General features: G+C 38.3%; 8 protein-coding genes and 1 pseudogene. 6 read left to right on the plus strand and 3 right to left on the minus strand.

What is annotated here, in order from left to right:
- The first annotated feature begins 1 nt into the window (after position 1).
- From ACO06Y_RS01340 to ACO06Y_RS01355, 4 genes are all read left to right on the plus strand, one after another.
- Positions 2 to 742 (plus strand): DUF2071 domain-containing protein, encoded by a 741-nt coding sequence (locus ACO06Y_RS01340; RefSeq protein WP_422082026.1) that lies wholly within the window; start codon positions 2 to 4, stop codon positions 740 to 742.
- Positions 730 to 1,497 carry a class I SAM-dependent methyltransferase gene (locus ACO06Y_RS01345; RefSeq protein WP_422082027.1) on the plus strand — a complete coding sequence of 256 codons (768 nt, stop codon included), beginning with the start codon at positions 730 to 732 and terminating at the stop codon, positions 1,495 to 1,497. The genes ACO06Y_RS01340 and ACO06Y_RS01345 overlap by 13 nt, the downstream gene beginning before the upstream one ends.
- The gene (locus tag ACO06Y_RS01350; RefSeq protein ID WP_422082028.1) at positions 1,481 to 1,876 is read left to right on the plus strand and encodes a hypothetical protein; all 396 of its coding nucleotides are present in this window, start codon (positions 1,481 to 1,483) and stop codon (positions 1,874 to 1,876) included. The genes ACO06Y_RS01345 and ACO06Y_RS01350 overlap by 17 nt, the downstream gene beginning before the upstream one ends.
- A 140-nt stretch (positions 1,877 to 2,016) precedes the next feature.
- Positions 2,017 to 8,598: a carboxypeptidase-like regulatory domain-containing protein gene (locus ACO06Y_RS01355; RefSeq protein WP_422082029.1), complete on the plus strand. Its 6,582-nt coding sequence runs from the start codon at positions 2,017 to 2,019 to the stop codon at positions 8,596 to 8,598.
- A gap of 48 nt (positions 8,599 to 8,646) precedes the next feature.
- Here the strand turns inward: ACO06Y_RS01355 and ACO06Y_RS01360 are convergent, their stop codons facing one another.
- The 3 genes and pseudogenes from ACO06Y_RS01360 to ACO06Y_RS01370 form a co-directional block, all read right to left on the minus strand.
- Positions 8,647 to 10,074 carry an ATP-binding protein gene (locus ACO06Y_RS01360; protein WP_422082030.1) on the minus strand — a complete coding sequence of 476 codons (1,428 nt, stop codon included), beginning with the start codon at positions 10,072 to 10,074 and terminating at the stop codon, positions 8,647 to 8,649.
- A 296-nt stretch (positions 10,075 to 10,370) separates the two neighbouring features.
- The gene (locus tag ACO06Y_RS01365) at positions 10,371 to 10,676 is read right to left on the minus strand and encodes a phage integrase SAM-like domain-containing protein (RefSeq protein WP_422084227.1); all 306 of its coding nucleotides are present in this window, start codon (positions 10,674 to 10,676) and stop codon (positions 10,371 to 10,373) included.
- 45 nt (positions 10,677 to 10,721) lie between these two features.
- Positions 10,722 to 10,952, minus strand: a pseudogene (locus ACO06Y_RS01370) (Arm DNA-binding domain-containing protein); the annotation flags it as partial.
- A 487-nt stretch (positions 10,953 to 11,439) separates the two neighbouring features.
- Here ACO06Y_RS01370 and ACO06Y_RS01375 point away from each other — a divergent pair.
- Together ACO06Y_RS01375 and ACO06Y_RS01380 are read left to right on the plus strand one after the other, a co-directional pair.
- On the plus strand, positions 11,440 to 12,693 hold the full coding sequence (locus tag ACO06Y_RS01375) for a tyrosine-type recombinase/integrase (RefSeq protein ID WP_422082031.1): 1,254 nt from the start codon (positions 11,440 to 11,442) through the stop codon (positions 12,691 to 12,693).
- 112 nt (positions 12,694 to 12,805) lie between these two features.
- Positions 12,806 to 13,813, plus strand: coding sequence for a zinc-binding metallopeptidase family protein (locus tag ACO06Y_RS01380; RefSeq protein ID WP_422082032.1), 1,008 nt, complete (start codon positions 12,806 to 12,808; stop codon positions 13,811 to 13,813).
- Positions 13,814 to 13,859 lie beyond the last annotated feature (46 nt).

Here is a 13,859-nt window from a genome sequence, read left to right on the forward strand (position 1 = left end):
TATGCTCAGGTCTTTTAAGAATCATCCTTTTGCTGTTGAGGCTTTTTTTGAAAGTTCACTGGTTTTGACCTTTGCGTTTCCAAAAAGACAATTGCAAAATCTGATTCCAGACTGTTTGGAGCTCGATTCTTTTGAGGATACTTGGGCCTTTGTTGCAGTAGCGATGGTTCAAACCAAGCACTTGCGACCTAAAGGTTTCCCTAAGTTCCTGGGAAATGATTTTTTTCTGATTGGATATCGCATTTTCGTTAGATACACAAACAATGCCGGGAAAAGGTTAAGAGGACTATACATTCTGAAGTCCGAAACTAACAAAAGGAAAATGGAGTTTTTTGGAAACATTTTTACCCACTATCATTATAACACTGTTGATATTACTAGGACTGAAAAAAATGGTGTTTTGGAAATAAGCTCTGTCCAATCTGCTTTCAAAGTTAAAACCGACATTTCAGCAAATATTGTTTCAATTCCCGAAAACTCACCATTTTCCGATTGGAAAGAAGCCAAACGTTTTGCTGGCCCCCTGCCCTTTACATTCACATATCAACCGCATACAAAAGAAGTTTTAATCATTGAGGGTGTACGACAAAACTGGAAACCGAAACCTGTTAGGGTATTGGATTATCAAGTTTCATTCTTAGATACTTTAAATATGGAAAATCCCATCTTGGCAAATGCTTTTATCATCGAAAACATTCCATACTACTGGAAAAAAGGAAAGAAAGAACGATGGGGCAGTTAAGAAAACCTTTTCAGGGAGTGGCCAATATTCTTCGATTTAACTGGCACTTCTATGCCATAGGAGTAGTGGTTGTTATGGCTTTGGTACTGGTCGCAATATTTTTAATTCCGAAGGAATTCAAGACTTTATTCAATATAGCTATCCTTTTGGCAATTCTAAATATTTCAGCATCTTTAATTGTGTCCTGGTATGTTTATGATTATTCCGAATTATATGAATTATCATGGCTAGACAGACTCAAACTTCCTAAAAAAGCTAAGGTTGTCAATATTAATGCTGGTTTTGATGAAACTAGCTCCTTAATAAAAAATAAGCTAAAGGTATCAGAACTAAAGGTTCTCGATTTTTATGACCCTAATAAACATACTGAGATTTCTATAAAAAGAGCTAGAAAGGCCTATCCACCATATCCGAATACGATGCGCATTCAAACCGATTCCATCCCCTTGGGAACAGATTCAATTGATGCCGCCTTAACTGTTTTATCCGCGCATGAAATTCGAGATTCCGAAGAAAGAAGTCATTTTTTTAAGGAAGTCAACCGTATTTTAAAACCTGGTGGGAATTCCATTGTAGTAGAGCATCAGCGAGACATGCCCAATATGCTGGCTTTTGGTATGGGAGCTTTTCACTTTTTTAGTGCGAAAGAATGGTTGAAGACGTTCAACTCAGCTGGTCTTGAAATTAAAGAAACATTCAGAATCACTCCGTTCATCACAGCATATATACTCGAGAAAAATGGAAATACACCTTAGAATTATTGGCGCCTTATTGGTCATTTTGGCCTTTGTTCATGTTATTTTCCCGAAATACTTCAATTGGGCCAAGGAAACAGCAGCTATGAGCCTTATCAATCGCCAAATGATGTATGTTCATACTTTGTTCATTGCACTCACCGTTTTTCTAATGGGACTCCTTTGTGTAACTTCCGCTACCGAAATGGTGACGACTCCGTTGGGCAGGAAAATTGCGCTAGGCCTAGGGATATTTTGGATAATTCGCCTGTTCATACAACTGTTCGGGTATTCATCAAAGCTTTGGAAAGGGAAGGGTTTTGAGACCATCGTCCATGTGGCCTTTACTCTATTTTGGATTTATATGGGCATAGTATTTATGGTGGTCGCCAATGGCTAAGATGAGAGAAAACGAAGTTTTGAAATGCAAATCCCTGAAATCTTTTCTAATTACTATTTCCCTAGCTAAAAAGATGGCTTCACTCATTAGTACTTGAATTAAGGAAGATAATTTTAGTACTTGTTGCAAAACTAACCAATATGAAAAAGTCAATATTCTTCTTACTTCTAACCATAGGATTCCAACTCCTTTCTGCACAAACCAAATATGATAGACTTTGGAAAGAAGTGGAACAATTTGAACTTCAAGGTAAGTTCAAAAGTGCAGCCGAAATAACTGATAAAATTTTGAGAAGGGCTGAACGCTCTGAAGAAAGCGCACAATTAATCAAAAGCTTTATCTACAAATCAAAGTTTGCACTTCTACTCGAAGAAGATGCACAGCAAAACATCGTTTCTGAAATAAGAGTTTACATCGCTAAAAGCGATTTCCCTACAAACGTCATATTAAAATCAGTATATGCTGGTTTTCTAGAACAATATCTAAGCCAAAACCAGTATAAAATCCGAAATAGGACGCAAACCTCAAATAGCGGTTCATCCGATAATTTTGAAGTGTGGGATATAAATGCACTAGTGAATAAAATTGGAAATCTTTATCAAGAATCCGTTTCAGATGGAATAAGGTTAAAACAAATTCCCATTAAAGACTATGAGGCCATACTGACCGATAGCAGAACCTCTTCAAAGTATAGACCTACACTCTTCGATTTTCTAGTTCATCGTGCTCTCGAATTTTACAAAATAGACCGGGTATATACAAATCGGCCAAAGGAGCGTTTTTTACTGAATGATCGAATGCTATTTGAACCTACAATGGGGTTTTCCTCCGAGAAGTTTTATACCCTTGACAGTGTTTATTCCAATCGAAATGCGGTAAAATATTTTCAAAAGCTAGAGTCTTTCCACCAGAATAAGGACACCCTAGCCTATATTGATATTGTTTTGCAGCGCCTGAAGTTCATGAAAAACAACGCACTCGTTACTCGCAAAGGCTCGCTCTATTTTAAAGCTTTGAAAAAGCTGAGGGACGAATATAAAAATCATGAGACGTCGGCGGTAATCGACTACGAAATTGCAAACTTTCTCTTTGAGGCTTCCAAGGAGCAGAACGCAAAGAATAGCATGAAGCTAAAAACGAAGAGAATAGAGGCCTTTGAAATATGTGATAATGCGATAAAGAACCATTCCAATTCCGACGGGGGGCTTCTATGCAAAATTTTAAAGAACACAATCGAAGAAAAGAAACTGAATATTGAGACCGAAAAGAATATTCTACCGCAAAAACCATTTTTGGCAAAAGTTGAATTTAGGAATGTAGATAGTCTTTATATATCTATGTATAGAATCCCTTTTGACTATTTTGAGGATAGCCATTCATATGTTAGGGATAGTCTCTCGCTCGAAATAATTCAGACAAAAAAACCAATGGCTTCCAAGTTCTTTTCGCTTCAAAAAAAGGCGGATTTCTATGAATATACCACTGAAATTGATCTACCTGCACTTTCGATAGGCCATTACATGATAGTTGCCTCAAGTATTAAGAACGTGAGCGATTTGAATGAAATCTATACTTCCGATGTAGTCAATGTAACCAATCTAGCACTGTTGTCTTCTCAAACGGATGATCATCTGAATCTAAAATTCTTAAATCGTGAAAATGGCAAACCCATTCCTAATGCCAAAATAACCATTACAGATGGAGAAAAGCTAAATAAGGAAGGAAAGACCAACTCCTTTGGTGAATATCATGTAAAGCGAAGCAAAAAGGAAGTCTACGATTTGAGGATAGTCGCATCAATTAAAGACGATACTTTATTACACAATGACTACAGCCTCTATCGAACTTATCGGAATGAAAAAGATGACGAGCATATAGCCAAATTGTATCTTTTTATGGATCGGAGCATATATCGCCCAGGACAAACTTTGTATTTCAAGGGAATGCTCATTGAAAAGAAAAAAGGCATTTCAAAGGTTGTTCCCAATACTTATGTAAGCGTTTCAATAGAGGATGCAAATGGAGAGGATCTCAAGACATTCAGATTACGAACCAACCAATATGGCTCGGTAAATGGAGAATTTAAGATTCCTAAAAATTCAATGACTGGAGAATTTTATATCTATATGGATGAAGACGAAGGTGATGAGGATGGTAGATACGATCGTTACTGGGATAAAGTAGATGATATGGACTACACGGAAATCGCCTTTTCCGTAGAAGAGTATAAGCGTCCTAAATTTGAAATATCCTTTGAAGATATAACGGAAAACTTAATTATTGGTGATTCAGTTTCAGTATCAGGTTCAGCTAAAGCGTTTTTAGGTTCCGATATCTCAAATGCCAAAGTGGACTACACCGTAGAGAGGAATACAATATCGCTATCGAATAGCTATTATTATCGAGGAGATAAAGAAGTGGTAGCCCAAGGAGAGACCGATACCAATGGCCAAGGAAAATTTACCATTCCTTTTTTTGCCATACCGGATTCCACTTTGATAGAAGCAAATAGACCGGTTTTTTCGTACGACATAAGTGTAGATATAACGGATATTAACGGCGAAACGAGAACAGGAGAAAAAACAGTTTATATAGGTTATCATAATCTTAAAACTCAAATTACTGTAGCTCAAAGATTAAACGCAGAAGAAGAAAATAGTATTGGAGTAGCTGCCAAGAACTTGAATGACCAACCTATTGAGGCAGAGGTAAAACTTGAGGTATTTAAGATTGACGAACCGGAACGTATTCTAAGAAAAAAACCATGGTCGGTTGTGGAATTGCAGTCTATATCGAAGGATAAGTACTCAGAACTTTTCCCAAATGAACCCTATGACAGTACAGACGTTAAGGAGAATTGGCCGAAAGGAGATAAAGTTTTCCAAAAAAACTTCAACACCGAAGGTGACGACAAAATAATGCTGGGCGATATTTCTGACTGGAAATCAGGTTTATATAAAATTGAAATTACTGTTATAGACAGCAGGAAAGATACTGTAAGCACAAGCACATCTTTTAAGGTATTCAATCCAAGCGATAATTATTTGTCGAGCAACGAAATATTCAAATATGAGTTGGTCAATTCTGAATTTAAGACGGATGGATTCATACTGTTGAAATTTAAAACATCAGTAGAAGAACTTCATGTGTTTACCGAGGGCTACTACGTTGACAAAGAGGTATTTAAAGAATTGGTTCACATTACCAATGGCAACAGTTTGGTCAAAGTCCCGGTAGAGAACTATTACAAAGATAAATTGGTATTCAATTTCTACTACACAAAGTTCAACAGCTTATATAGTGATCAGTTTGCCGTCAATTTTCCTGAAGTCGAAAAAGCCCTTTCTGTCGAAACACTGAGTTTTAGAAACAAGCTGATTCCCGATTCCAAAGAAAATTGGAGCTTTAGGATAACCGATTCCAATAGGGAAAGTGCGCAAGCGGAAGTATTGGCAGCGATGTACGACACTTCGTTAGACCAATTTAGGGAACATAGTTGGAACCAAGATATAGGATTTAGGAATTACAACTATTCTAGTGCCCCATATATCCAAAACATGGGATCCTTTGAGACAAATAGTTTTAGGCCTTTTAACTATATAAAAAAACGTAATATCCTTCCTTTTTTGAAAAATTACCATCAGCTCAATTGGTTTGGATTGAACTTCGGTAAAATGAGTTACGAAAACGAAAAATACCTCAAAAGTCTAAGTCAAAAGGTACAACAACCACAGAGGATAGATGGCAATATCAGTGGTATCGTAGCCGATCAAGATGGTATTCCATTACCAGGAGTGAATGTAATTGTAAAGGGAACCACGTATGGTACCCAAACCGATTTTGACGGCTTCTACTCTATCAACGCACCCGTGGGCTCAGAATTAGTCTTTAGTTATATCGGTCAAAAAAGTGAGCAAGTCGCCATAAAAAAATCAGGTTCGGTAAATGTAGTCTTGACCGAAGATGCTCAAGCGTTGGACGAGGTCGTAATAGTCGGTTATGGTGCCGTTAGAAAAAAGTCGTTAACCGGATCGGTCACCTACATAAATGCAAGCAGTGTATACGCAGACATTGAACGCAAATTACAGGGAAAGGTAGCTGGTGTTAACATTACCCAAACGGCCGGTACTCCGGGAACGGGTTCAGAAATTATTATTCGAGGCTTAAGTTCCGTCTCTAATGACAATCGAACGTTATTCGTTATTGATGGAGTTCCCATGGAGTTTGAAGATGGTATATCTTCTGAAGTTACCCTATTACCTGATGACATTGCTGATATTCAGGTGCTAAAAGACAGTGCCGCTACAGCAATCTATGGTTCAAGAGGGGCAAATGGAGTGGTAATAATAACTACAAAAAAAGGACTTGAAGATGCTTTGCAGGTCGAACCAAGGTCTGATTTAAAAGAAACAGCCTTTTTCTTTCCAAACCTCACTACTAATAGCCAAGGTACACTTAGCTTTAACTTTACATCTCCACAGGCTTTGACCAAATGGAAATTTATGCTCTTGGCGCATACAAAAGATTTAGAACTTGGAGGTCTTGAAAAAACTGTGATTACGCAGAAAGATTTGAGCGTTATACCTAACAGTCCAAGATTTTTAAGGGAAAAAGATTCTATTGTCTTTTCGGCGAAACTAAGTAATCTGACTACTAACCCACTTTCTGGAACTTCCGTACTGCAACTTTTTGATGCCATAACGATGAAGCCAATTGGCGAAAAAGTGATAAAATCACCACAGACCAAAAACTTCAATTTAGCTCCGCAGGCCAATACCGAAATTTCATGGCAATTGGTAATTCCTGAAGGTATACAGGCCATTCAATATAAAATATTGGCTAAAGCTGGACAGCAAAGTGACGGCGAAGCAAACATACTGCCAGTATTATCCAATAGAATATTGGTTACTGAAGCTCAACCTTTATGGGTGGTACCCGGTAAGAATAGGGAAGTAGAGTTTAAGAAGCTATTATCAAACGACTCAAAATCCCGTAAAAATCATAAGTTCACAATTGAGTACACCTCAAATCCGGCTTGGTTGGCTATTAAGTCCCTCCCATATTTGATGGAATTTCCACATGAATGTGCAGAGCAAACCTTTTCTCGGTTCTATGCGAATGCCCTTGCTGAATCCATCACAAAGAACAATCCAAGGGTTGAAGAAGTTTTTAAAAGTTGGAGGGCTAACGGAACTGACGAATCCCACTTGGAAAAGAATGAAGACCTAAAATCCATACTCCTTTCTGAAACACCATGGGTAAAAGATGCCATGAATGAAAAGGAAATCAAGGCAAACTTGGCGAACTTGTTCGAATCGGAAAAAGTACGAGATCAGCAGAACCAGAGTCTAAACAAGCTAAAAGAACTGCAACTTAGCTCAGGAGGTTTTCCTTGGTTTGCGGGTGGAAGTGAAAGCGAATTCATTACCAGACACATCGTAGCGGGATTTGGACATCTCAGCAAATTGAACACGCAAAATGAAAGTGACTATAAAGCAAAACCGATTGTAAAAAAGGCTTTAGAATTTATGGATAAAGAGTTTCTAAAAGACCACAAAGATCGATTCGAAAAAGTTTCCGATACCTCAAGCGTTATTTTGAACAATAAGATAATTCACTACTTATACGCAAGAAGCTTTTACTTAGAGACTTATCCGCTTTCCAAAAAATTAGAGGCTATTTCAAATAGGTATGTAAAGAAAAGTCAAGAATCTTGGTTAACGCAATCGCTTTACAATAAAGGAATGATAGTATTATTCCTTAATCGAATGGAAGAAAAAGAAGAAGCATCCAAAATTCTGGAGGCATTAAAACAGCAGGCTGTGGATAGTGAAGAAAACGGAATGTATTGGAAAGAAAATACGTCAAGTTGGCACTGGTACCAAGCACCGGTCGAAACTCAAGCCTTATTGATAGAGGCATTTACCGAAATCGGAACCGATACTAAAACCATTGACAAATTAAAACTTTGGTTATTGAAAAATAAACGCACCAATCAATGGGCGACCACAAAGGCGACCACTGAGGCCATTTATGCCCTTTTAATGAACGGAAGCGATTGGCTCTCTGTCAGTGACAATACTTTAATTGAAATAGGGGACGAAAGAATAAAGTCGAAAAAATTGGAATCCACTCAAAAAGAAGCTGGCACTGGATATCTTAAAGTCGATTGGTCGGATGACGAAATTACACAGAAAATGGCTACTGTGCAGGTTTCCAACAAAAGCGATATAAGCGGTTTTGGGGGCGTTTACTGGCAATATTTTGAGGATTTGGACAAGGTTGTAACCTCCGAAAAAAGTCCCTTACAAATCAAGAAAGAAGTTTTTGTTAAAACGAGAACGGAAAATGGTGAAAAGTTAATTCCTGTGAATGCAAGTTCCGTATCGCTCGGCAATGTTGTAACCATACGAATGGAAATAACTTCATCCGAAGATTTGGAATTTGTTCACCTTAAAGATTTGAGGGCCTCCGGCTTAGAGCCTATCGATGTACTGTCAGAATACAAATGGCAAGATGGATTGGGATATTACCAATCGACCAAAGATGTTGCCACCCATTTTTTCTTCGACCGACTACCCAAAGGAATTTATGTCTTTGAATATGACTTACGAGCCAATAATAGTGGTGATTTCTCCAACGGCATTACAACCATTCAAAGTATGTATGCCCCGGAATTTACAAGTCATTCCGAAGGGTTACGGTTGAACATCAAAAAATAAGATTCCATGGAAAAGATGCGGATTGTTGCCACTTTCAATTTCTAAAATCTATTTCTTCCTATCCAATGTATTCTTTCCAACATTATACGCATAGGTAGCACAAGGCACATATTGCAGCGTAACACCTTGAAACTCCTTTTGGGTTTTGACATCAATTGTTGTTACCAATGCAGAAGTTAGCCCATTCGAATTACAGAAGTCAATAAGGCTTTTTAACTCGTTAGGTTTTTCTTCATATCTATTACTCCATTTGATTTCCAACGCCCAAGTGGGTTGTAATGTACCTTCATCGATTCCTACCATATCCACCTCTCCCTTTCCCCAATGGGCATAATACGGATTAAACCAATCACGGTGCATCCACTGCGAATAAATGGCCGTTTCTACCAAATCGCCCATACGTTTTTCATTGGTAATCGCCAATGGCGTAAATAATGCAGCGTACAAAGATGGATTAGAGAGGTACATTTTAAACTTCACTTCTCTTTTGAAACGTTTCCCGCTTTGGCCAATTCTACTGATTTTTTTGACTAAAAAAGCGGACTCCAGATATTCAATATAGGTTTTTATGAGGTGCTTCTTTACCCCTGAAGTTCTACTCAACTCTTCATACTCAAATTCATGGGCCGTATTAAAACAAATGGTAGTGAACAGCCTATTCAATTCTTGCACATCTTTAATTCCATACAAACTAGGTAAATCTCGTAACAGCACCTTATCAACAATATCCTGTTTTATATAACGCCCAGGATTCTTTTGCATTTGTGGCGAGAAAATGATTTCGGGATACCCTCCAAAATTGATATATTTCACAAAATGCTCATTCAACAACTGGGAATTTACGGTATCATAAAAATGTTGCTCCTTCCCTTTCCAGAGCAAATTGCTCTCGACCATTAGGTGCTGTAGATTGTTTATATGTATGTATTCGTAGAAGGTAAGGGGTGGCAATAAAAAGTCTGTAAAGCGTCCCGCACCGCTCTCGTTACTTTTAAATTTTAGGGCAGCAGCGGCACTACCGGATACTATAAATTTTGTGCCACGATAACTGTCCACCAATGTCTTTAGATGAATTTCCCAATCTTTCAAATATTGTATCTCGTCAAAGAATACGAAACAGTCTTTGGGATTTTGGTTGCCTATAGCTTCCAAAGCATATTTGAAAAGCTCTTCCAATGCGATATTGATGTAAATGGGATTTTCTACCGTAATGAAAATAATTTTTTGAGCAGGGATCCCTTCGTCTATCAGCTCTTGAATGGTATGGTGCAACATTACGGTTTTCCCGACCCTTCTTGGCCCCATTAGCACAACGGCCCTGTTTATGGTTCGGTCGAATACCATAGGTTTGAAAATATCGAAGTACAATCGGCGTTGCATGGCATTGTAATCTTCTTCAATACCGTTATTACGCCACCAGTAGTTTTCAAACTGAATACGTTCTAAAACCTGTGATTTAGATATTTTTTCAACCATTATTTCCTTATTTGATTCAAATATAATAAAATAAACAATATTTTTTATCTTATTTATACATCTAATAGTGGTATAAGAAAAATAATGGCTTATTTTTTGCTTAGTTCATTTTATACAACGGTTTCTTGTTAGATTTTTCTTGCAATCGAAAAATTGCCCTATTTTAGAATGCGAAACCTCACTACCAACCATTAATGATATTCAACGAAGACTCCAGAGTAAAAATACCTTCCATATTGCATCTTATTCGTCTGGGGTACGCCTATATATCTCTATATGAACAAACGTGGGATGAATCAACAAACATTTTTACCGATATTTTTAAAAAAAGCATTCAGCGCATAAATCCCGAATTGGATGATGATGCTATTTCCCGATTGTATGCGGAGGTTTGGCTTTGACTTTAAAAAGTATTCATAACCTGTGATAAACTTATGGTCGACCCTACGCATAGGAATGTCGTTTCTTTGATAATTGTGTTGGATATAGGCTGATACGTGCTTGTAGGCCGCTCTATAGCGTTGTAAAGTGCCTTTGGTAAAACCTTTTCCCAATAGGCTTTCCATTTCATCATTATGATTCTGGAAGATTTCCAATACCATCCATTCCTTGCCTTCCTTTCCCAGATAAATGTTCTTGATGATGGTGGCGGAAATATCCTGATGTTCCCTTAGCAGGGTATCATGGATTTCAAAACAGCGGTTTTTCACGGTATCCAAAAATCGGTTGAATTTAGAGACTTCCATGGTAGTTCCCCGCAGTTTACCACCGCGCGAATCCCACCGTTGTTCCTTGACACGACGCCCTAAACTGAGCTCTGCACGTTTTCCATTGACAGTTATCCGGGCATAGACTGTTATCATTCCGTCCGTATCGGTATCGGATTTTTTTGGTAAAAAAGGACGTTTATTTTTCCAGACATCGGTGAGTAATTTTGAAACTCACCGGAAAGTACTAAAACCAAATGTTAAGATTTCTTCGTAAAGATTTCTTTAACAGTCAATTACAGCGATGGCGGTGAGTCTTTTAAAGGGGTATTTTAACGCACCGAATTACGCACCTTTTTTATGGTTTTATATGGTATTTTTTGATATCAAATAAAATAAAAAAGCCTGTAAATACTTGATTTACAGGCTTATTTCGAATTCTTCAATGAATTCCAGCGGTCTGGACGGGACTCGAACCCGCGACCCCCTGCGTGACAGGCTAAAACTTTAAATATTTTCAAAAATCAATAATATGTTAACATATTGATTATTAGATTTTTAATTGATTTTTATACCATTTGGTTCGGTTCGATATCAAGAAAAAGTATGCAAAAAGTTTGCAATTTTTATTCGTAACTTAAGTAAAAACCGGACGAAAATGGCCAAGATAAGCTTGATATTGGATACCAGGAAAAGCTCTAGAAAAACGGACGGCACATACCCCATTTCCTTCAGGGTACATCATATAAAAACTCGATACGTTGGCCTAGGCCATTCAACCTCCATTTTGGGGTGGGACGAGGTCAACAACAAATTGAGAAAATCCGTTGTCCGTAACAAGGGGCTTCGCCGTGAGGAAATAAACATTGAATTGGAGGACAAGCTGTACCAGGCCAAATGCCTGTTGAGGGAACTTGGAGACAGTCTCCGCCTCTTGGAGGTCGGCGATCTTGTCCAATTGATCAAGGACAGGTGGAACGACAATATAAGGTCGGAGATCAAAAAGAAGGTCGAAAACGATATCTCGCTCGAGGACTGGGGCAACGTTTTGATCCAAAGAAAGCGGAACGCCAACAAACCAGGAACGGCCAAATGGTATTCCAATGGTATGGCCGCCCTTAAAAAATTCAATGAAGGGAAACCGGCTAAACTCCATGAGATTGACATTTCCTTTTTAAGGAACTTCGAGGCCTTTCATTTGGGCAAGGGGAACAGTAAAAATACCATTAGCATATATCTCAGGGCCATTAGAGCCATTTACAACTCCGCCATAGAGGAAGACCGTTTCGTACCCTTGAAGAATCCCTTCGAGACCTATAAAATCCCATCCGGGGGCCGTACCAGGAAAAGAGCCAGGACAAAGGAAGATATCAACAGCATAAAAGAGCTAGCTTATCCAACTGGTTCCATTCTCTGGCATGCAAGGAATTATGCCATGATCATGTTCTACTGTAGGGGAATGAACTTCATCGACCTTGTGCAGGTCAAGGTCGGACATGTTACGGACACCCACATATATTATGGAAGGAGCAAGTCGGACAAACCCCTTGCGATAAGAATTATCCCCGAACTACGTAACATCCTTGACCGTTACGTGGCCGGAAAGCAATCCGACGACTACCTGTTCCCGACAAATTATGATGGGAGTACAGAACATTATCAAAAGTACAAGTCCCAAAGAAGGAGAATGAACGAAAGGTTGAAGATCATGGCCAGGGACGCGGGAATCGAAGGAAGGTTCACGACCTACAATATCCGGCATTCCTGGGCCACCATCGCTAAATACCTTGGGATTTCCACCGAACTGATAAGCGAGGCGTTGGGCCACAGTTCCCTAAGGACGACACAGGTCTACTTGAAGGACTTTGACAACAATGTATTGGACGAGGTCAATGCCTTGGTCGTTTCTTGACCGATGGACAGATTATACCGGACAAGATTTTTAGCCCATTTATGATTTTTGAGTGAATTGATGATTCATTTGGACTAATATAGGTTAACCATATGACTTAATTTTAATACATATGAAATTATTCAATTGTCCAAATTGTTCTCAACAAATATTCTTTGAAAACCTAAGCTGTTTAAACTGCGGGGAGTCTTTAGTCTTTTATCTAGAGAAATCGGATTTTGTACCTACTCCACTTCGCAATAATGTACAATATTGCAGAAACAGAGAACTAATTGGATGCAATTGGCTATCAAAAAATCCTGATGGCTTATGTCAATCCTGTGCTTTGACTCATCATAAACCAAAACCAGGAAATCTGCTCAATATTACAAGATTAACAGAATTGGAAGCTGCCAAAAGAAGATTAGCATACCAACTTAAATCCTTGAAGCTGCCAATAGAAAAAAAAGATAAGGACTCTGGTGAAGGAATTCAATTCAATTTTCTTCCAAAGAACAATAAATATGGTCTATTGACCGGGCATTCTAACGGAGTTATTACTTTGTTGCTTTCGGAGGCAGATTCTGTTCAAAGAGAGCAAATGAGGAAAAAAATGTCCGAACCTTATCGTACAATATTAGGTCATCTAAGACATGAAATTGGGCATTATTATTGGAAACTCCTTTGCACTGAGAAGAATTTGGATTCCTTTAGAAGATTATTCGGTGATGAACGAATAGATTATTCGGAAGCACTCAACAAGTATCATGAAAATGGTGCTATTTTATCATGGAATGAAACTTTTATAAGCAAATATGCTTCAGCGCACCCTTGGGAAGATTGGGCGGAAACTTTTGCCCACTATCTTCATATTATGGATACTCTGGAAACGGCTCACTCATTTGGCATTTCAATCAATCCAAGAAAATCACCGGGCCTAGTACAATGCCCCAACCCTTACCAAGAATTAGAGTTTCAACAAATTTTTAAAGCTAGTGTTGCCTTGACAGGTGCAGTAAATAGTTTAAACCGATCTATGGGGATTTCGGATATTTATCCATTTGTAGTTCCGTACAAAGTATATGAAAAACTTCAGTTTGTGCATCAACTCATCCTAAGTCACAGTGAAAAAGCTATTTGATTGAACTAGAAAGATTATCTTCCTTTACAAAGACTGTAATGGTGAT

Origin of the sequence: Ulvibacterium sp., assembly GCF_965228935.1 — a bacterium.
Lineage (GTDB): Bacteria > Bacteroidota > Bacteroidia > Flavobacteriales > Flavobacteriaceae > Ulvibacterium.

What these genes read in the sequence shown, in the direction of transcription:
- ACO06Y_RS01380 (WP_422082032.1), top strand. Translation starts at nt 12,806, where the DNA reads ATGAAATTATTCAATTGTCCAAATTGTTCTCAACAAATATTCTTTGAA.
- ACO06Y_RS01345 (WP_422082027.1), top strand. Translation starts at nt 730, where the DNA reads ATGGGGCAGTTAAGAAAACCTTTTCAGGGAGTGGCCAATATTCTTCGA.
- ACO06Y_RS01365 (WP_422084227.1), bottom strand. Translation starts at nt 10,676, where the DNA reads ATGGTATTGGAAATCTTCCAGAATCATAATGATGAAATGGAAAGCCTA.
- ACO06Y_RS01340 (WP_422082026.1), top strand. Translation starts at nt 2, where the DNA reads ATGCTCAGGTCTTTTAAGAATCATCCTTTTGCTGTTGAGGCTTTTTTT.
- ACO06Y_RS01350 (WP_422082028.1), top strand. Translation starts at nt 1,481, where the DNA reads ATGGAAATACACCTTAGAATTATTGGCGCCTTATTGGTCATTTTGGCC.
- ACO06Y_RS01355 (WP_422082029.1), top strand. Translation starts at nt 2,017, where the DNA reads ATGAAAAAGTCAATATTCTTCTTACTTCTAACCATAGGATTCCAACTC.
- ACO06Y_RS01375 (WP_422082031.1), top strand. Translation starts at nt 11,440, where the DNA reads ATGGCCAAGATAAGCTTGATATTGGATACCAGGAAAAGCTCTAGAAAA.
- ACO06Y_RS01360 (WP_422082030.1), bottom strand. Translation starts at nt 10,074, where the DNA reads ATGGTTGAAAAAATATCTAAATCACAGGTTTTAGAACGTATTCAGTTT.